The organism is Pelorhabdus rhamnosifermentans (genome assembly GCF_018835585.1).
Classification (GTDB): Bacteria; Bacillota; Negativicutes; order UMGS1260; family UMGS1260; genus Pelorhabdus; species Pelorhabdus rhamnosifermentans.
Map to the genome: position 1 here is coordinate 164,341 of NZ_JAHGVE010000009.1, position 20,650 is coordinate 184,990.

The 20,650-nt window shown below is 42.2% G+C and carries 16 protein-coding genes; 12 read left to right on the forward strand and 4 right to left on the reverse strand.

The window, feature by feature from the left end:
• Positions 1 to 159: 159 nt before the first annotated feature.
• The 9 genes from Ga0466249_RS12945 (at position 160) to Ga0466249_RS12985 (ending at position 11,911) form a co-directional block, all read left to right on the forward strand.
• Positions 160 to 978 carry a TrmH family RNA methyltransferase gene (locus tag Ga0466249_RS12945; RefSeq protein ID WP_215829878.1) on the forward strand — a complete coding sequence of 273 codons (819 nt, stop codon included), beginning with the start codon at positions 160 to 162 and terminating at the stop codon, positions 976 to 978.
• A gap of 75 nt (positions 979 to 1,053) precedes the next feature.
• Entirely contained in the window at positions 1,054 to 1,146 is a 93-nt protein-coding gene (locus tag Ga0466249_RS27805; RefSeq protein WP_215829879.1) for a YqzL family protein, read from the forward strand.
• 256 nt (positions 1,147 to 1,402) lie between these two features.
• Positions 1,403 to 2,425: a phenylalanine--tRNA ligase subunit alpha gene (gene pheS / locus Ga0466249_RS12955; RefSeq protein ID WP_215829880.1), complete on the forward strand. Its 1,023-nt coding sequence runs from the start codon at positions 1,403 to 1,405 to the stop codon at positions 2,423 to 2,425.
• 23 nt (positions 2,426 to 2,448) lie between these two features.
• Positions 2,449 to 4,881, forward strand: a complete 2,433-nt coding sequence (gene pheT / locus Ga0466249_RS12960) for a phenylalanine--tRNA ligase subunit beta (RefSeq protein WP_215829881.1) — start codon at positions 2,449 to 2,451, stop codon at positions 4,879 to 4,881.
• 236 nt (positions 4,882 to 5,117) lie between these two features.
• The gene (locus Ga0466249_RS12965; protein WP_215829882.1) at positions 5,118 to 5,372 is read left to right on the forward strand and encodes a cell division protein ZapA; all 255 of its coding nucleotides are present in this window, start codon (positions 5,118 to 5,120) and stop codon (positions 5,370 to 5,372) included.
• A gap of 50 nt (positions 5,373 to 5,422) precedes the next feature.
• Positions 5,423 to 6,085: a DUF421 domain-containing protein gene (locus tag Ga0466249_RS12970; RefSeq protein WP_215829883.1), complete on the forward strand. Its 663-nt coding sequence runs from the start codon at positions 5,423 to 5,425 to the stop codon at positions 6,083 to 6,085.
• Positions 6,086 to 6,137: 52 nt separating this feature from the next.
• Complete coding sequence (locus Ga0466249_RS12975) at positions 6,138 to 7,049, forward strand: metalloenzyme (RefSeq protein WP_215829884.1); 912 nt, start codon at positions 6,138 to 6,140, stop codon at positions 7,047 to 7,049.
• The gene (locus Ga0466249_RS12980) at positions 7,042 to 9,540 is read left to right on the forward strand and encodes a U32 family peptidase (RefSeq protein WP_215829885.1); all 2,499 of its coding nucleotides are present in this window, start codon (positions 7,042 to 7,044) and stop codon (positions 9,538 to 9,540) included. The genes Ga0466249_RS12975 and Ga0466249_RS12980 overlap by 8 nt, the downstream gene beginning before the upstream one ends.
• 10 nt (positions 9,541 to 9,550) lie before the next feature.
• Entirely contained in the window at positions 9,551 to 11,911 is a 2,361-nt protein-coding gene (locus Ga0466249_RS12985; protein WP_215829886.1) for an endonuclease MutS2, read from the forward strand.
• A 57-nt stretch (positions 11,912 to 11,968) separates the two neighbouring features.
• Here Ga0466249_RS12985 and Ga0466249_RS12990 read toward each other — a convergent pair whose 3' ends face one another.
• Both Ga0466249_RS12990 and Ga0466249_RS12995 read right to left on the reverse strand, forming a co-directional pair.
• The gene (locus Ga0466249_RS12990) at positions 11,969 to 12,529 is read right to left on the reverse strand and encodes a hypothetical protein (protein ID WP_215829887.1); all 561 of its coding nucleotides are present in this window, start codon (positions 12,527 to 12,529) and stop codon (positions 11,969 to 11,971) included.
• A 15-nt stretch (positions 12,530 to 12,544) separates the two neighbouring features.
• Positions 12,545 to 12,865 (reverse strand): YbaB/EbfC family nucleoid-associated protein, encoded by a 321-nt coding sequence (locus tag Ga0466249_RS12995; protein WP_215829888.1) that lies wholly within the window; start codon positions 12,863 to 12,865, stop codon positions 12,545 to 12,547.
• Positions 12,866 to 13,016: 151 nt separating this feature from the next.
• Between Ga0466249_RS12995 and Ga0466249_RS13000 the strand changes: the two genes are divergently transcribed.
• A complete protein-coding gene (locus tag Ga0466249_RS13000) occupies positions 13,017 to 13,397 on the forward strand; it encodes a hypothetical protein (RefSeq protein WP_215829889.1) in 381 nt (126 codons plus the stop codon).
• 272 nt (positions 13,398 to 13,669) lie between these two features.
• On the opposite strand, the gene Ga0466249_RS13005 is transcribed toward Ga0466249_RS13000, so the two are convergent.
• Entirely contained in the window at positions 13,670 to 15,772 is a 2,103-nt protein-coding gene (locus tag Ga0466249_RS13005) for a transglycosylase domain-containing protein (protein ID WP_215829890.1), read from the reverse strand.
• A gap of 172 nt (positions 15,773 to 15,944) precedes the next feature.
• Between Ga0466249_RS13005 and tyrS the strand changes: the two genes are divergently transcribed.
• Both tyrS and yunB read left to right on the forward strand, forming a co-directional pair.
• Positions 15,945 to 17,162, forward strand: a complete 1,218-nt coding sequence (gene tyrS, locus Ga0466249_RS13010) for a tyrosine--tRNA ligase (RefSeq protein ID WP_215829891.1) — start codon at positions 15,945 to 15,947, stop codon at positions 17,160 to 17,162.
• Positions 17,163 to 17,438: 276 nt separating this feature from the next.
• Positions 17,439 to 18,128 carry a sporulation protein YunB gene (gene yunB, locus Ga0466249_RS13015; protein WP_215829892.1) on the forward strand — a complete coding sequence of 230 codons (690 nt, stop codon included), beginning with the start codon at positions 17,439 to 17,441 and terminating at the stop codon, positions 18,126 to 18,128.
• Positions 18,129 to 18,140: 12 nt separating this feature from the next.
• Here yunB and Ga0466249_RS13020 read toward each other — a convergent pair whose 3' ends face one another.
• A complete protein-coding gene (locus Ga0466249_RS13020) occupies positions 18,141 to 20,402 on the reverse strand; it encodes a HelD family protein (protein ID WP_215829893.1) in 2,262 nt (753 codons plus the stop codon).
• Positions 20,403 to 20,650: the final 248 nt, after the last annotated feature.

Consider the following 20,650-nt stretch of genomic DNA (forward strand, 5'->3'; position numbering starts at 1 on the left):
AGATCCTTTTTTTCTAAGTATAGAAATTATAAGCTGAAACGGTACAGAAATCGTATTGCAGGCGCTCCAACATTCTACTTGACTTTCGCTTATAGTAATATGATTTCTTGAGCGTATTTAAGATATCACTTCAGCGTTTTTTTAGCAACAGGAGGAATTATGATGGAATCCATTCAAAGCACGCAAAATCAGTGGGTCAAGCTAGCAGCTTCGCTGAAACAGAAAAAGTATCGCGATGAATCGGGCCTGTTTTTATTAGAAGGTATTCGTTTAGTAGAAGAGCTTGTTCAATCTAATTGGCAGATGGCTTTTGCTTTTGTGACACCTGAAATGACATCAACAGACAGGGGACGAAATTTAATCACTCAGTTGGAAAAAAAAGGTCCTCTTTATCAGATTTCAGTAGCAATGGCGGAAAAAATTTGTGATACAAAAAATCCCCAGGGCGTTGTGGCTGTGGCCAAGCAGCAACTTGCCGATTTTGACGAAGTACTACCTTCTGTTCAGTTGGATAATGAGAAAAGAAAACCATTGCTGTTGCTTGCCGACGGTATTCAGGACCCTGGCAATCTAGGTACGTTGCTTAGAACAGCTGATGCCGCAGGGTGCCATGCTGTAATTCTTATCGACGCTGTTGATGTATTTAACCCCAAAGTCGTTCGTGGCTCTATGGGCTCTTTATTTCATTTGCCTATTATTGTTGCTAGTGAGGCGCTTTCCTTGGCTTGGTTAGAAGAACATCAGATTTCTTTGTATGGAACCTCTCTTGAAGAGTCTGTTTTATATTATGATGTGGACTTACGGCAAAGTGTTTGTATTATTTTTGGTAATGAAGGCCAAGGTGTAAGGGAAGAACTTTTACAACGTTGTAAGCAAAATATTCATATTCCATTATTAGGTAAGGCCGAATCGCTTAATGTGTCGAGTGCGGTAGCTGTTGTCTTGTACGAAGCTGTAAGACAACGTTATCAGGCTTGAATTCTTGTGATTCCTATGCTATAATAATCTCAAATAACTGATATTTCCTAAAGTCAACAGGAAAGGTGTGGTCTAATGGTGATCCCCGCCGAGGTCTTTTGGAAGGTATTTAAAGAAACCGGTTCAGTTGTGGCTTATTTAATGTATAGGAAGTTAAGACTTCAATAATAATTGTTGTGATGATGAAGAGAGTAAGACAGTTAAGATTGTACAGGGATGTTGCCGTCATGGACTGAAAACGGTGCTTAATGCTTGTTGTCTGAAATTCACTTTGGAGCATTTTGGCTGAAAAAATTTTGTGTAGGCCAAACGCATTTTCAGCGTTAGCGGAAACCAAGACAGTAATTTGGGTGGTACCGCGGAAGCTAGACTTTCGCCCCTTGATGGGGTTGAAAGTCTTTTTATTTTGTTAAGGAGGGTGTCTATGGAACAGCAATTAAGACAGCTTAGTAAAGATGCACAAACTGAGATTAGTCAAGCAACGTGTGTAGAAAATTTGCAGGAAGTGCGTGTTAAGTACTTAGGTAAAAAAGGTAGTTTAACAGTCCTACTGCGTGGTTTAGGCAATTTGAGTAAGGAAATGCGGCCTAAAATGGGGCAAGTCGTCAATGAAATTCGGTCGGAGCTAGAAGGTGCATTGAATGAGAAAACAAGTGAACTGAAAGCGAGCGAGTTAAAGAATCGCTTAGCTAAGGAGAAAATTGATATTTCTTTGCCAGGACGTAAGGTTCCAAGCGGTCACTTGCATCCCTTGTCACTGACGCTTAACCGAATTAAAGATATTTTTATGAAACTGGGTTTTCAGGTTGCGGAAGGTCCGGAAGTGGAGCAAGATTATTATAATTTTGAAATGCTCAATTTCCCGAAAGATCATCCTGCTCGTGATATGCAGGATTCCTTTTACATTACGGAAAATATTTTGCTTCGTACCCATACGTCTCCTGTTCAGGCACGGACATTGCAGGCTCATGAACCCAATTCGCCTGTTCGGATTATTGCTCCAGGCAAGGTTTATCGCAGTGATTATGATGCAACGCATTCTCCCATGTTTCAACAAGTTGAGGGACTTGTTGTTGATAAGGGCATTCGCTTTTCTGATCTGAAGGGTACACTGGAATTATTCCTTCATGAAATTTTTGGCAGTAGCGTTGCTGTGCGCTTTCGTCCGAGCTTTTTCCCCTTTACGGAGCCAAGTGCTGAAGTAGATATTTCTTGTGTTATGTGTGGGGGAAAAGGCTGTCGTGTTTGTTCCGGAACAGGCTGGCTGGAAATCTTAGGTTCAGGTATGGTTCATCCCAATGTTTTAACATTGAATAATTATGATCCCCAGGCTGTAAGTGGTTTTGCTTTTGGTATGGGTGTAGAACGGATTGCTATGCTAAGTTATGGCATTGATGATATGCGACTGTTTTTTGAAAATGATGTGCGGTTTTTGCAACAATATTGAGATGGATATAAAGGAGGATTTCTATGCAGGCCTCGATTGAGTGGTTAAAAGAATATGTTGATTTTCAGGCTGATCCGGATATATTGGGAGAAAGTTTAACAATGGCAGGTATTCCTGTTGAACATGTGACCCATTTAGGTCAAAATTTGGAACATGTTGTGACAGGAAAGGTTAAGGAAATTTATCCTCATAGTCATGCGGATAAGCTAAATGTCTGTAAAATTGATGTGGGTAGTGAAGTACTGACAATTGTTACTGGGGCAAAAAATGTAACAGCAGGAGCTGTTGTTCCTGTTGCTCTTGTGGGTGCGCTTTTGCCGAATGGCATGAAAATTGAAGAAGCCGATTTGAGAGGAATGACTTCTTACGGCATGCTGTGCTCAGCAAAGGAATTGGCTTTGGATGATAAAACCTTATTGCCAGAGGAGAAGAACGGTATTTATTTGCTGCCGTCTGATACGCCCATTGGCGAAGATATTCATCATGTTCTGGGATTAGATGATGTTATTTTAGAATTTGAATTGACCCCTAATCGTGCCGATTGTTTTAGTATGATCGGTGTGGCACGGGAAGTGGCTGTTTTGACAGATGGGATACTCAAAAAACCGATGCTGAATGTTCATGAGACAAGTGAAATTAAGGTATCGAGCATGATCACTGTCAATATTACGGATCCCGAGATATGTCCTCGCTATGCAGTAAGGGTGCTGACGGATGTAAAAGTAGGTCCGTCCCCTGCCTGGCTCAAGCGCCGGCTGAGATCAGCGGGCATTCGTTCAATTAATAATGTTGTTGATGTAACGAATTTTGTCATGCTTGAACAGGGGCAGCCCATGCATGCCTATGATCATGCCATGCTATCAAGAAATGAACTGAATGTTCGACTGGCCCAAGCGGGTGAAAAGGTAACGACGTTAGATGATGTAAAACGTGAACTGACGGATGAAATGATTGTCATTGCCGATGCCGGCGGCGTCGTAGGTGTTGCGGGTGTAATGGGTGGATTATGCAGTGAAGTGACAAAAAACAGCAAGACTGTTGTTCTTGAGGCTGCGGCGTTTAATAGTGCCCGTATTCGGCGGACGGCTCGTAAATTGGGCCTAAGATCTGAAGCTTCCGGCAGATTTGAACGAGGCGTTGATGTTAGTCGCGTCACAGGGGCTTTGGATCGAGCAGCTCAACTATTAGAAGAGATGGGAGCTTGCAAAGTTTGTACAGGTATTGTGGATGCTTATCCAAATGTTGTGCTGCCACGGCAGTTTTCGTTTACAGCTCAGCAAGTGAATAATTATTTAGGTACCAATTTCTCCGCTTGTGATATGGCTGTTATTCTTAAAAAACTTGATTTTGATATCGAAGAATCGGCAGGTACGGAGCTGTTCAAAGTGACTGTCCCCTCATGGCGCGGTGATGTAACAGGTATGGCTGATATTGCCGAAGAAGTGGCCCGCTTAAAAGGGTACGATCAGATTCCGGCGACCACTCCTTCAGGAGTTATCGTTTCAGGGGGCCAAAGTACTGAAAATAAAATTTGTGATCAATTAAAGAGGACCCTTTGTTCAGCGGGATTTTGTGAAGTTATTACATATAGCTTTATTCATCCCAGTGTTTTTGACAAATTACTTGTGCCGAAAGAGGATGTTTTACGGCAGACGGTGCCGCTTTTAAATCCCATTGTTGAGGAATTTTCGGATCTTCGGACGACCTTGCTTCCAGGCATACTAGAAACAGTGAATCGCAACCTATCGCGGAAAAATAATGATCTGAAAATTTTTGAATTGAGTACGGTTTTTTCTCCTAATGAAGGCGTTGATGTTTTGCCTGATGAGTCGCTTCATTTGTGTGGTGCTTTAGTGGGGAAACGAGCTGAAACGAGTTGGAATCAAGGCAAGGAAGAAAGTGATTTTTATGATGCAAAAGGCGCTGTTGAACAGGTTTTTGCTGATCTGGGTATCAGTGATGTTACTTTTGTTCAAGAAGCAACCAATTCTATGCATCCAGGAAAATGTGCGGTTATTCAGTGTGATGGACAGATCATCGGTGTTGTCGGTGAAGTTCATCCCCAGGTTATCAGTGCTTTTGATATTACGCACAAAGTCTATGTCTTTGACTTAGCAGTGAATGCGCTTATTTCAGCGGCTCAGCGAGTTCGGCGTTATCAGCCTCTCCCGAAGTTTCCGGCGATTGTTCGTGATTTGGCGCTTGTGTTGCCTCAAGAGACGCCCGCACAAACAGTAACGGAGTTTATTGCTAAGACAGGTGGACCTCTTTTGACTGATATTCGTCTGTTTGATGTTTATACAGGCGAGCAAGTGGAGGCGGGTTACAAGAGTCTGGCTTTTTCCCTCGTTTATCGCAGTGCGGAACGGACTTTGACAGATAATGAAGTGGAACCCCTTTATAAGGCACTTGTCGATGCGGTGAATGTTGCCATGAGTGCGAAAATAAGAGAATAGTGTTTCTATATTTTAAAATAGAATAGTTAGTAATGATAAGGAACAGGAGAAGGCTGCGGCTATTCTCCTATTCTTTTTTAGATGGGTACATTTTTACCAAAGAATTTGTTTCAAATTGCTACAAATTTTTTGGGGCTTTTTTCATCTTTTATTGTAAGGCAGGAAAAAAGTTTCATTCAGTCGAATCATTTTACTATTGTTATATTTAATCATGTTATAATTGTAAAGGTGAGAAAATGGATGCAAAAAACTGTAAGAGTTCAGTAAATCTGTTGGGGCAAACTTATCATATTAAGGGAGATATTGATCCAGGACGTCTCGAACTTGTGGCTGCTATGCTTGACAAGCGGATGAAGGATGTTGCTCAGAAAAACTTTCGCTTTTCTCCAGAAATGGTTGCCATTATTACAGCTCTGAATCTTGCTGATGAATTTATACGGCTACAGGAAGATTATCAACAACTGATGAAAATGATAAAAGAAGATCATTAAGTATAGGGTGTTCTCTGTTCGCTCATAATAGAGTTGACAGGGGGGATATCATGTTTTTTTATGATGAATTTGGTATTTATGTCATCAGAATTGTTATCTTATTTACAGCATCACTCATGGTTGTACGGTTTATGGGTAATCGTGCTGTGGGACAATTGTCTCCCTTTGATTTTGTTATTATGGTTGGTATTGGTGATTTGCTTATTACCATTTCCATGGAATCTGGGAAAAATCTATTGTCAGGTGCTGAGGCACTTGTCACACTCTTAGCATTGCAGCAATTATTATCTCACTTGGCGCTGAAAAATAAAGTATTACGTAAATGGTTTGAAGGGACGCCTGTTACACTTATTCAAGATGGCAAGATTTTGAGGGAAAATTTTACTAAAACACAATTTAATTATGATGACTTGCGGCAGGAGTTACATAAACTGGGGATGGATATGACCAATTTGCCTCAGATTAGGGTGGCGCGGATCGAAAGTTGTGGTGCTTTTAGTCTGATTAAAGAACCTCAATGTGAGCCTGTGACCAAGCAGGATATTGAAAGTTATCTAACAAATATTATGGAAAATCCCTTCAGTCCAGTGGGTGCTAAGTGGAAGCAGATTGAGCAGCTTGCAAAGGATGTGCCAGTACTGATTGAGCTTATCAAGCAGCAAAGGCCATCTGCTGATGCCTTGTCTACTAATGAAAAACAGCTACATTCATGAGGAAGGGATGCCCCTTCTTCTTTTCATTCCGTGGGTGGACAGAGGAGATAAAATGCATATTTTATTAGTATTTATTGATGGATTTGGACTAGGCGAAGCAGATGGTGAGATTAATCCGCTTGTGCGATTTTGTCCGACCTTTTTTCATTCTTTGTTACAGCAGCCCTTAACGAAAGCTTGCGGACGAATCATAAGTGATGAGGTGTGTCTTGTTCCAACTGATGCTACACTGGGGGTGTCAGGACTGCCGCAAAGTGCGACAGGACAAACAGCTTTATTTACAGGCATTAATGCTGCCAAGAAACTGGGTCATCATGTGCAGGCCTTTCCAGGACCACAGCTGGCTAAGATTATTGCCGAGCAGGGAATTTTAATGCAATTACAGCAGCAAGGTTATGGAGTAACTTCAGCGAATGCCTATTCACCTGATTATTTTGAATTAGTTGCCAAGCGGCGCCGTCGTCATTCCGTGACAACACTCACTATTTTAGGCGCGGGTCTTTTTTTACGATCTTTTGCCGAGCTCAAGAAAGGACAGGCTGTTTATCAGGATATTACGAATGACATGCTTTCAGCCTGTCATATCCCCGTTATTTCAGCAAGGCAAGCAGGAATAAACTTGGCGAAAATTGTAAAGAAACATGATTTAACAATGTATGAGTACTTTCAAACAGATCGCATTGGACATAAACAAAATTGGTTGAAGGCGGAGCAGATAGTACAGGATTTAAATGACCTTCTCTGTGGTTTTTGGCAGGAGGCTCACGGTGATTGTATGATGGTCTTAACGAGTGACCATGGGAATTTTGAAGATTTGTCCGTAAAAACGCATACACTCAATGATGTTCCCATACTTATTGTTGGCCAAGATTGCCAGAAAATAGCCGTACAAATTACGGATTTAACATCTGTTACGCCAGCCATACTTTCTGTAATGCAAGAAGGAGATGAAAGAAATGACTGAATTATTAGCTCCTGTTGGAAATTGGGAAGCTCTTGTTGCTGCTGTTGAAAGTGGTGCACAAGCTGTCTATTTAGGTGGAAAGGCTTTTGGTGCTCGTCATTATGCAGCAAATTTTGATGATAAAGAGCTAAGTGAAGCTGTGCGTTATGCCCATCTTCGCAAGGTGCTCATTTATGTTACGGTGAATATATTAATTGATACAGCGGAATTAGAAGAGCTAGCTTCTTATTTACGGCGTCTTTATACTATCGGCGTAGATGCAATCCTTGTGCAGGATATTGCAGTGGCCAAGATTGCCAAACAAGTTGTACCTGATTTGCCACTTCATGCCAGCACACAAATGACGATTCATAATTTGGCTGGTGTCAATTATTTGGCTTCACTTGGGTTTTGCCGTGTCGTGCTTGCCAGAGAAGTGTCACTCGATGACATTCGCACTATTTGTAAACATAGTTCCGTGGAAATCGAAGTATTTATTCACGGTGCTCTTTGTGTTTCTTATTCCGGTCAATGTTTGATGAGCAGCCTTATTGGCGGGCGCAGTGGTAATCGTGGGAAATGTGCTCAGCCATGTCGGCTTCCTTATGAACTTGTCGATGGCAAGGGCAACAACGTGCTTATGGGCAAAGATGCCGGCGAATATTTACTAAGTCCTAAAGATCTAAATACGCTGGAGTTATTGCCGGAGCTCGTCAACGCAGGTGTAACGTCGTTTAAGATTGAAGGCCGTATGAAGCGACCGGAATATGTCGCTGTTGTTGTTGATTCTTATCGTCGCGCTTTAAATAGTGTGCTTGCTTCAGGCCAAACGAATGCTGATGATACGGTGCAAAAAGATTTGGCTCAGGTTTTTAATCGTGATTTTACGACGGCCTATTTACAGGGAAAGCAAGGACGGGCTATGATGAGTGATCGTCGCCCTAATAATCGTGGCACAAAACTCGGTCGGGTTCTGTCTTACGATCGAACAAATAAACAAGCAACGATTCAGCTTGACGAAGAATTAGCTATCGGTGATATTGTTGAGGTATGGGTAAAAGTTGGCGGCCGTGTCAATATTACAGTGCATGATCTTATTGTTAATGGTGAGGATGTTCAAACAGCGCCAGCGGGTGCAATGGCAACAGTAAATGTTCCATCTCTTGTACGGGCAAGTGACAGGGTATTTAAAACGTTTGATGCTAAATTAATGGCAAGAGCCAGGTCCTTCTTTAGTCATCAGGAAAGTCTTAAGCGTGTCGGCGTTTATGCTGAAGTGACAGGCAAAATCGGCGAAGCTCTGAGCATTACCTTGACAGATGAAGACGGTTACGTGGGAACAGCGCAGACGAATTTTATTTGCGAACAAGCGCGTAATCGTCCCTTAACAGAAGCGACGCTTCGTAAACAAGTGGAACGATTAGGTACGACGGGCTTTTTGCTGCTTGGGCTTGTATGTCATATCGAGGGCGAACTAATGGTTCCTGTCAGTGAAATCAACGAGGCGAGAAGGCAAGCCGTAGAGGCGTTGGAAGAAGCTAGGCTGAGCCCTTTCCGGCGTCCTGCAGCTTCCCAAGAGCCCATTGCCATTAAATCGTTGTTTTTGCCTTCTTTGCCACTTAAGCAGAAGAGGCCACAGCTTGTTGTTAATGTGGATCGCCTGGATAAAGTCCGCGCGGCTCTCGAGGCTGGTGCCGATGGGATCTTGCTTGGCGGTGAATGCTATGGTCATTACAATTTGACGGCTGATGATTATCAAGAAGCCCTGAAGTTGGTTCACAAGGCGGGACGCAGTATTATTTTTAATACACCGCGCCTTGTTAAGGAGTGGCAAATTCCCGCTCTGTTGGCACAGTTAAAATTATTTAATGATCTTCAGCCTGATGCAGTCGCTATCGGTAATGTGGGTACACTTTATTTGCTAAAAAAACACACCGATCTTGCTTTTCAAGGCGATTACCCTTTAAATACATTTAATAAAGTTGCTCTGGATTTTTGGACGGAGCAAGGGGCAACTTCGGTGACGCTGTCGCCTGAACTCAATTTCAGTCAAATTGAGCGGCTAGCTGCCGTCAAATCTGTTCCTATTGAGTGTCTTGTTCATGGCCATATCACTATGATGGTATCAGAGTATTGTGCCGTTGGTAGTTATCTAGGCGGACTCACAAGCGGCAGAAAATGCAGTCAAGCCTGTCTTAAGGGGCAGTATTATTTAAAAGATCGGCTGAATACGCGCTTTCCAGTTGTAACAGATCAATACTGCCGCATGCACATTTTAAATGCCAATGAACTCAGTATGATTCCTCATGTGCCGCGCTTTGGCGAAATTGGTGTCGATCGGTTACGTATTGAAGCTAAGTATATGGATGTGAAAGCTGTGAATAAAATGACGCAGCTTTATCGGCAGCTCATTGACCAAGGGGATGGGCATCAGGCATTTGCAAGTGGCCAATTCGAATCGCTGGAAGCCGCTAATATTACGCGCGGACACTATTTTAGGGGTGTCTTATAAGGAGTAATTGATGAAATCAGATATTTTTCGTACATTAGAATTTCCCAAAATCATAGCACTTGTAGCCGGGCGAACGCATTGTCACTGGGGAAGGGAAATTGCGGAGCAACTTCAGCCGTCAGACGAATTTGACACTGTACAGCGACTGCTTGATGAGACGGATGCAGCGCGCACGCTGCTTACGTCAGAATTGACGGTACCTTTTGGCGGTATTAGCGATATCCGTTCGGCATTGAAGCGCGCAGAACTTGGATCGGTTCTTGATCCTGAAGAAATTGCTGCTGTAGGCAATACCATTTCAGCAGTAAGACGGTTGAAGGCATTTTTTGATCGCATTGAAATTTCATTGTTCGCTTTAGAGCCTTATATTTTGCGACTAGCTTCGTTTAAGCTGCTAGAAAATAAGATTGATGAAGTCATTGATGAACAGGCTCGTATTCGTGATAATGCCAGTGTCGAACTATCTCGCTTACGGCGGGGTATTCGTGAGCAGCAGGGCCTTGTCAAAACGCGTCTCGACAGTATTTTACGTTCTGTTGAGTACCAAAAATATTTTCAAGAGGCCATCGTAACGGTGCGTGGTGATCGTTATGTTGTTCCTGTCAAGCAGGAATATCGTCATCATTTCCCTGGGATTATTCATGATCAGTCAGGTAGTGGTGCCACCGTATTTATCGAACCTATGGCAATTGTGAATATTAACAATGATATTAAGCAGCTAGCAGCAGCAGAAAAACATGAAGTAGAAAGATTGCTTACTGTTTTATCCAGTCGTATTGGTCAAGATGCAGCAGCTATTTTAGATAGCTGCGAAAACGTCGCAATTCTTGATGCGATTTTTGCACGTGCCCTGCTTAGTTTAGATATGCGGGCTTATCGTCCGGAGCTAAGTCGTGCAGGGCATTTAAATCTGGTCAATGCACGCCACCCTTTGATTGATCCGAGCGTTGTTGTACCCATTAGCGTTCGGCTGGGACAGGATTTTCGGACGCTGCTCATTACAGGGCCGAATACAGGTGGAAAGACAGTGACGTTAAAGTTAGTTGGACTTTTTTCACTCATGACTCAGTCTGGGTTGTTTTTGCCTGCTATGGCTGAATCCGTTATGCCAGTATTTCGGAATATTTTTGTTGACATTGGTGATGAACAAAGTATTGAGCAGAGTTTGAGTACCTTTTCGGCTCATATGAAACATATGGTTGATATTTTAGCTGCTGTTACAGCCGATGATTTGGTGCTTGTTGACGAAATTGGTGCAGGGACCGATCCAGATGAAGGCGCAGCCTTGGCGATGGCTATTTTGGCTTATTTACAGAAGAAGGGCTGTCAAACCATCGTGACAACTCACTATAGCGAATTGAAAACATTTGCTTTTTCGCATGAGGGCATTGAAAATGCTAGTGTGGAATTTGATGTAGAAACATTGCGCCCCACTTATCGATTAATCATGGGTATGGCAGGAAGCTCTAATGCTTTTGCCATATCGAAGCGTCTTGGATTACAGTCAGAACTAATTGAGCAAGCCAAAGAATTAATGGATCAAAGTCACGCTGATTTTGAAGGCATTTTAGCGAAATTAGAAGAGCAGACACTTGAATTTACAAAGCGAAATGAAGAAATGACGGTGTTAAAACAGGAGCTAACAAGTTTACGTACCAAGCTGGCGAGGGAGCAGGAGACAGCCAATACCAGGCGAAAAGCTTTGCTTGATAAATCCAAAAATGAGGCGGCTTTAATTGTACGGCAGGCTCGGCGTACAGCGGAAGAAGTGATTAATGAGCTGAAAGCCCAGTTTTCTGAAAATCAGCAAAAAATTCGTCAGCAAAAAGTACAGCAAGCACGTCAGAAGCTATCCGCGGAGCTGGGAGATTTAAATTTCCTAGGAGATATTGATGACGATCGGCCGGTTTTGCTGCGTGATAAGGTCACGCTGGGTATGACTGTTTTTGTGCCGTCTTTAAATCAAAAAGGTGTCGTACTTGATATGAGTCACGATGATCTTGTGTTGCAAATGGGTATTATGAAAATGACGGTGCCTATGAATGACTGCCGGATGGCCGCTCAACCGGCGCGTGAAAGTCGAACCTATCGGCGTACAAAGCCGTCTAAAATCAGTCCCGTTACATCTGTTACTCGCCAGATAGATGTGCGGGGGACAACGGTTGACGAGGCAATTGAAGTGATTGACAAATTCCTTGATGAGGCGCTGCTTGCCGGACTTAATGAAGTGCTTGTTATTCATGGAAAAGGAACAGGTGCACTTCGCCATGGCTTACGTGAACACTTAAAACAGCATCCGTCAGTGAACCACATTGCCATTGCCGAGATGAACGAGGGCGGTGATGGTGCAACATCAGTTAAACTAGTGTAATGATAGGATCGAAATAGCCAGTATCACATTTTATAGATGTGGTACTGGCTATTTTTATTAAAAATTCGTCTTCCAATTTAAATAACGGGAAGAAGGGGGATCTTGTTCAAGAGGGGGTTCTGCGGGAAGGGTGTTTTGATTGGTTGTAGCTGCTGGCGGAGCAGCAGATTCTGGCGGAGGACTGGGTGCTGTTGATTCGGCTTTTTTATTGTCAGAACTTCCAGCTCCCATATGATTAAGTAAACCCATGATGGCTGCCATATTGGCAGGCGTCATTTTTGCTTTAATTTGTGGATTGTTCAATAAGGGTAAGAGTGTCATAAGTGTCTCAGGGCCGGGTCCACTGTTGCCGCCGCTGGAAGAAGCGGTTTTGAGCAAATTAGCAAGGGTATCTTGCAATGAATTTCCTGCTGCTGATGGAGGTGCTGAAACGGAAGGAGAAGGGGCAGCTGAAAAGTTTGGCGTACGCTCCTCTTGTTTGTGCGAGCGACTAACAATTGTCATGAGGCATAACAATGACAAGAGATCAATAATTGGTTCATAACCTTTACCATCTGCAACAGCCGCTTCAAGCAAGTGGGCTATGATTGGTAGAAAAGATTGAGATTCCGTGGACATCCTTATCACCCCTTTTTAGAACAAACCGGGTATTTTAGGTATGTTTAAGTCAGAGGATAGTTTTCCTAGGGCCGCTTGATTGACTTCACGAGATTTTGTTACCGCATTATTTAATGTAGCCACAAGCAGATCTTGTAATAAAACGGCATTTTCGGCAGTCAGATATTTGGGATTGATTTCAATGGCAACCACATCCTGCTGCCCGTTTAAGGTGACTGTAATGACATCACCGCTTGTCATTACAATGCGTTCATCTTTCAATTCTTCTTGGACTTGATTGACGTTCTGTTGGAGTTTTTTGACCATATCCATGAGATTTCCCATTTGTTCGAACAAGTATGACACCTCCTTTGATAGTGTTATCTATGCAAATAATTTATGCAGGAACAGCAAATTTGTGAGTGTTCAAGTCTAACATTTGAACAAATTTCTTATTCGTACATATATTAAATTAGCATAAAAGAATGTCAAAAGGTGGAGGTTAGTCATGCGATTCAGGAGACGTGGGCGCAAAAAAAGAACAACAAGTACTGTTTCAGCAGAACCTGTAGGTGAGAACTTGCCAGCCTTTGTTTCACATTCTAGCACTCAACAGCAGACTATAGAAACAAAGACAATCAATAAAGCAGGAATCAATCCCAAACGGTTTATCAGGCAAATCGTGAATAATCCTGATTTTACTTATCAAGCACTGATGGTACTGATGACATTGACGAGTGGTGAGAATATGCGAATGGATCAGCGGCTTGAAACAGTGAGCACATCTGTAGAAAAAGTAAAAACTGCGACTGAAGTCATTGGTAGTACGATGAAGTCACTCCGCGCTGCTGCCGAAGCTCCGCGGCATATGCGAAAAATTTTTCATTGAGTAACACACTTTAACGGGGATATTCATATATTAAGGTTAGAAGGGCGGTCGGTTTCGTCCTCGCGTGAACCTTATTGAGGAAGGGAGGAATTTACATGGCACGCGGTTTTGGTTGCGGAGGCGGCAATGGAATCTGGATTATTATCATTATCATTTTATTATTCTTTTTCTTTGATGACAATACTTCAGTGACACTATAATTTATATGCAAGAAATAGAAAAAACACGCGTAAAATACGCGTGTTTTTTTACAATAACAAAAATATTTTTCGCTATCTTTTTCCATCTCCCGGTCGAGTCGGTGGTGGGGGAAGGGCAGGTGTTGTTGCTCGTTCCGGTTTATTTGGTGTGGGAATGTTTTTATCAGGCGTACTAGGTCCGGTATTTTTAGCTTTGTCTGTTGTTGTCTGATCTGTACTATTCCCATTGGGCTTGGCTTGTGTCGTGTTACCCGTATCTTCTTTAAAAGAATTATCCGAGCTTAATTGACTGTCGCTAATGCCGGCTGGACGGACAAAGTCACGTGAGGGATAAGATGCGAGAGCTGCTGTCATGAAGGAACGCCATATAGTAGCAGGTAGACCACCGCCACTTACACCTGATAATGTTCCATCATTGTCCGTTCCCATCCATACTGCAGCTACAAGGTCAGGTGTGTAACCGACAAACCAAGCATCTTTGCTATCGTCGGTTGTTCCTGTCTTTCCAGCGGCGGGGCGGCCAATATTAGCGCCTGTCCCTGTGCCACGCGTAATAACACCGCGTAACATATCTGTAATGATATAAGCGCTTTTTTCATTGACAACAACTTTCTCCTTGGGGATATTTTCCTCAATTATCTTACCGTTACGGTCAACAATTTTTGTAATGGCAATAGGCTCTGTATGAATGCCATGATTGGCAAAGACACCATAAGCACTGGCAAGCTCCAGAGGTTTGACGCCTCTTGTTAAACCTCCGATGGCCATGGAAAGGTTGCGATCATTTGTTGCCCCTGTTGTAACAAGTGTCGTAATACCCATTTGTTGAGCGTAATAAATGGGCTTTTCAACACCGATTTGATTGGCAAGTTTTATAGTGGGGACGTTAAGCGATTGTTCAAGGGCTGTACGCAGTGAAACTTTACCACTAAATGTACGGTCGTAATTTTGCGGCGACCAACTGCCAAAAGTTACCGGTTTGTCTTCAATTGTTGTTCCTGGTGTGAGGCCGCTTTCAATGGCAGCTAGATAGACAAAAGGCTTAAAAGCTGATCCTGGCTGACGTTCAGCCAAGACTGCGCGGTTGAATTGATCATTACCGCGACCACCTACCATGGCTTTAATGTAGCCTGTTTGCGGATCAATGGCGACTAATGCGCCTTGGGGCTGTTTGATTCCATTGCTGTCCGTATGATAAGTTGGTAATTTTGTCATCGCCTTTTCAGCTGATTTTTGCATATCTAAATCAAGCGTTGTGTAAATCTTTAGTCCATCTTTGTAGACCGCATCGGCACCGTATTTATCAATTAATTGTTGAATAACATAATCAACAAAATAAGGAGCGGTTTCTTCATGCGTATCAGCTTTTTTGGACACGATTTTGATTTCTTCATTGTGCGCTTTAGCAGCTGTAGCGTTATCAATGTACTCATATTTTACTAATTGTTCTAAAACGGTATTTTGTCTTTCTTTAGCAGCTTTTAAGTTGTTTGTTGGCGAATAATAATTAGGGCTTTTTGGAATTCCAGCAAGCATAGCGCATTCTGCCAAATCTAAGTCTTCCACATTTTTGCCAAAATAAACTTGTGCGGCAGCCTGTACGCCGTAGGCACCTTGGCCAAAATAGATTTGATTTAAATAAAGTTCAAGAATCTCTGATTTACTGTATTGACGTTCAATCTGCAAGGCCAGTACAGCTTCTTGAATTTTCCTTTTTAATGTTTGCTCTTGTGTAAGTAGTGCATTCTTAGCTAGTTGTTGTGTAATGGTACTGCCACCTTCTGATACCCCATGGTTTGTAATGTTTGCCCAGACGGCCCGCAAAATTCCGCGTGGATCAACGCCAATATGTTGATAAAAGCGGGCATCTTCAGCAGCTATAAAGGCATGTTGTAAATTTTGTGGAATTTTACTAATGGGTACGGGAATTCGATTTTCAATGGAACGTGTTGTTGTAATCAGATTTCCATGGGCATCAAATATTTGCGATGAGGCAGGCGGTCGCATTTCGTTTTTCAAGCCGGGCATGGTATTAATGCTTGCTGTAAGAAAGCCTAAACTAGCGCCGACGAGCATGACGATACCAATAATTGTTGCGATGATAAAATATTTTGGTTTACGGGGATTTTTCCGCCGATTTTCGCGCGGAGTATCACCGTTATGGCCGTTGTTCATGTGTATCCTCCTACTGTGCCAATCTGTTAAATATTATATCATAAAAAAACATCATGAGACACAACTGATGATGGATTTTCTGTTGTATGCCAGGATAACGTTGACAATCGGCATGTATTCGGCTATATTAAAACTAATATTTTTAATAGGATAAATGTGAGGTCTTCTAATAATGTCGGTACTTGATACACTTAAAGAACGGGGTTTTGTGCAACAACTTACCCATGAAGAGGAAATTGCCGAACTTTTGGCTAAAGAAAAAATTACTTTTTATATCGGTTTCGATCCTACTGCAGATAGTCTGCATGTTGGTCATTTTTTAGGGATGATGGTCATGGCGCATATGCAGCGGGCTGGACATCGTCCTGTTTGCCTTATCGGCGGCGGAACGGCTATGGTGGGAGACCCATCAGGCAAGAGCGATATGCGCAAAATGATGACCCAAGAGACGATTCGTAACAATGGTGAACGCTTTAAAGTACAAATGCAGCGTTTTATCGACTTTAGTGATGATAAGGCACTGATGCTGAATAATGCCGATTGGCTGTTAAAACTTAATTACGTTGAGGTCTTGAGGGATGTTGGCGTACATTTTTCAGTCAATCGCATGCTAACTGCTGAATGTTTCAAACAGCGTTTGGAAAGAGGCTTGTCTTTCCTGGAATTCAACTACATGTTAATGCAGGGTTATGATTTTCTGGAACTCAACCGCCGCTTAGGTTGTATTATGCAAATGGGCGGCGATGATCAGTGGTCTAACATCCTTGCAGGAGCAGACCTTATTAGGCGTAAAGAAAGCAAACCCGCCTATGGATTGACTTTTACCCTACTAACAACTAGTGATGGACGGAAAATGGGCAAGACAGAAAAAGGCGCCCTGTGGCTGGATGCCGAAAAGACTTCGCCTTATGATTTTTATCAGTATTGGCGCAATGTTGATGATGCTGATGTGGAAAAATGTCTGGCCCTCTTGACCTTTTTGCCGATGGATGAGGTTCGGCGTTTGGGAGCTTTCAAGGATAAGGATATTAATATTGCGAAAAAAACGCTGGCTTTCGAAGTGACCAAATTGGTTCACGGTGAAGCCGAAGCTGAAAAAGCTCAGCAAGCCGCTGAAGCATTGTTTGGCGGTAAAGGTGCGCTCGATAATGCGCCCACAGCAGCTATATCTCCTGAGACGGTAGGTACTAAACTGATTGATGTCCTGGCGCTGACAGGCATTATTACCACCAAGAGTGAAGGCCGCCGCCTTATTCAGCAGGGCGGGCTGTCTATTGGCGATATTAAGGTGACTGATTTGGATTTCTTGCTGACGGCCGATCTTTTTGATAATAATAGTGTTCTGATTCGCAAAGGCAAAAAGGGTTATCACCGGATTGTTATAGCATAAAATTTATTTAAAAACTTACATCCTGAACATTTCCGCTAGGCCGATAAATTTTTTGCTAAACAGAAAAAATAAGTCATGTTTATAGTATAAGAAGCACTGTTTGCCGATTTATGGCAAATAGTGCTTCTTAATTAATATACAAGAACGTGTTTATAAATTTGATTAGCGATTTTTTTACGCGAAAAGCAGTAGTTTATTGCACCAAAATGGCTGGTGTATCATATATATACTAAGCATAAAGAAGGCATTATGGAACAGAAACAAGGGGGGAGAACAATGAGGTTCTCCGTAGGAAGACGAAAGGGAGTTTCTCATCTGACGATTGTCATTACGGCACTGATTGTTCTTACAGGCGCGGTTCTCGGATTGATTGAAATTCATTTAAAACCGACACTTCTTACAATCGCCGAAACAAAAGCCACCTTAATTGCCACGCAAGTTATTAATAATGTCATTAATGATCGGGCTAGCTTAAATATTGATGCCCAAAATCTTGTCCAAGTGCGCTTAGATAATAAAGGTCGCGTCGCGCTGATTCAGCCTAATACGATGGAGTTTAACCGTCTTGCTGCCGATACGACGATTAAGGTACAAGATGCTTTGCAAGAAATTACGGAAGAACAAATATCCATCCCCATTGGGCAAGTATTAGGCAGTCAGCTGCTCGCTAGTATGGGGCCCAAAATTGTCGTCACCGTCATCCCGATGGGGACTGTACAAGTTCAGGTTGTGGATAAATTTGAACAAGCTGGTATTAATCAAACGCGTCACATGGTTTATTTAGTTGCTACTACGCAAATTCGAATTGTTGTGCCTCTTGTGAGTAAAAGCGTCAGCGTGAACACGCAAGTTCCTATTGCTGAGTATGTCGTTGTTGGTGAAGTTCCTAGTACATATGTGCAATTTCCTTATCCTTTGCCAAATGAAGGGGCAAGTGGTACAGCAAATATGAATCCGTTGCAATAGTTAACATGTGGATTATTTTGTTTCAATATATAATTCAGGAGGAATAGCCGCGATCAATGATGAGACTTCATTGCAATAACAGAGAATTAGGCGATGTAAAGCACGTGTGCAGCTAGTGTAGAGAACATGACGATCTGTTTTACTTTCATAACTTTTTTTATCAACATTCACAATAATGACTCCATCGAATTCCAGTCCTTTTGCTAGATAAGTCGGAATGACGACAACGCCACGGCTAAAAGTTGCATCGTCAGTGGCTATGAGATGCATTTTTGTTTTGGTGCGTAGGACGGGATAGATTTTCTCTGCCTCCTGGGCTGTTTTACAAATGACTGCGATGGAGCGGCAACCATCAGCTTGAAGTCCTTCGATGGTATGGAGGATGCTATCTGTAAGGCAAGACGGCTCTTGTATGTGCATGAGTTCAGGGAGTTTACCAGGTCGATTTACGCTAGCTAAGACTTGCTGGCCGCCTAGGAGTTCTGTCGAAAATTTTTGAATTTCTCGTGTTGAGCGATAACTGCGTGATAGTTTTAAAATGAGTGGGTTTTCTACTGCAATTGCTTGACCTGCTTCTTTAAAACTGGCAACTTGAAGACAAGGATGAATGGATTGGGCAGGATCTCCCAGTACTGTCCATGAGCAGTGCGGAAAGAGCCGGGCTAAAATTTTATATTGCAGTATTGTGTAATCTTGGGCTTCGTCGATGACGAGGTGTTTCATGTCGTAATTAGCTGGAAAACCTTCGAGTATTCCTTTGAAATAAAGGAGAGAAAATGAATCTTCATAAAAAAGCTGACCAGAATCTAATTGGGAAAGCGTTTGAGTGCAAATAGCAGGCCATTCGCGTGGAATGACGGTGTTATGGGCTAAACGGTGAAATAAGGCCTTATCACAAAAGAGTCGACGGTACAGCTTTAGCGGCGACGGCAAGGCTGTTAAACGTTCAATTTGTTCGAATATCGGGCGAAGGTCTTTTCGTGCTGCCATTCTTGCCAAGGCTTTTAGTTCTTTTTCGTTTACTACATCTGATGAAGTTGTTATTTCAGTTTCTTTTTCTTGTCTGAGACTAGTGACAAATTGTTGTAGGCGGTTTTGAATGAGCTGGCGTATCTTGGTGAGGCGTTTAGATGGTGGTAGAGAAGCAAAACGATTTAAATAATAGTTTTGCCAATCTTCCTTACTAAATATAGTTTTTCCATTAAATTCTATGCTTGGATAACTTTTCATTGCCTGAGTATTTAAATAGGCCAGATAGTTTTGTAGAATCGTTTCAAAAGCAGCGGATGATTTATAACGAATGCCTGATTGACGCACGCGCAATTTATGATTGGGCACACTCGTAAAAAGATATTCTAGTTGCGCAGAACGTTCTTCAAATTTTATCGGCAGTTGCGTCATGAAACGCATCATATAATCGTAAAAAGTTATTTGTAGGACGTTTTCTTCGCCAATTTCTGGCAAAACATTGGAAATATAATCGCTGAAAATATGATTTGGAGAAAAAATGATAATGTTATTTGCTGTAATTGTTTTTCTTTCCCGATAAAGCAGATAGGCAACACGGTGTAAAGCAATGGAGCTTTTTCCGCTGCCAGCAGCCCCTTCAACAAAGAGCAAGCGATGCCCTTCATCGCGGATAATACGATTTTGTTCGCGTTGAATACTCGTGACAATGGTTTTCATCTTATCATCGACACTGCGTCCGAGTATTTCTTGGAGGATATCATCATCAATTTTTATTTCGGAATCAAACATATATTTTAGTTCGCCATGAATGATTTTATATTGGCGTTTGAGCGTAATGTTGCCACGAATTTCACCAACTGGGCAGTGGTAGAAGGCGGGGCCTCGCTCGAAGTCATAAAACATACCAGCAATTGGTGTTCGCCAGTCATAGATAATTAATTCACCTGAATCAGGATTAGCTAAACTGGCAATTCCAATATAAATCGGTTCAGATAACAGTGAGACACCTGCTTCTTCTTCAGCAAAATCAATACGGCCGAAATATGGGGAAGAAGCCATCTTTTGTAGTTGAAAATGTTTCTGATGAATGACAGCGCTGATATTTTTTTGACGAGTAACAACTTCAATGAGTTGCGCCTCATCACTCGTGTTTCCGCTAAGATTTTCCCAATAATCTGTGAGATTCTTGTGTAGTTCTACACGAGAATCATTGCAATCTATGGCTGTTGAGTCTAATTGCCTATTGATTTGTTGGAGTGTATCTTCCAGCTTTATTAATTCAGCTTGTTGTTCTTTTTCGTCCATTTTTTCCTCCTGATCGGGTATGACACGATGGCATTTATAAAATTATGAGCGCTTCATCGTTCTTTACTTGATTTATGATGATAACAAATTACCTTTCTTTATATCATAACATATACTGGCGCAATAGTTATGTTATGAAGAAATTAACAGAAAAGTCGGAATCCGACTTTTCGTTATGAAAAAAGCATTGACACAATAAAATGCCTGTGATAAGATAAACGAGTCGCTAAAAACGACAGACAAATGCT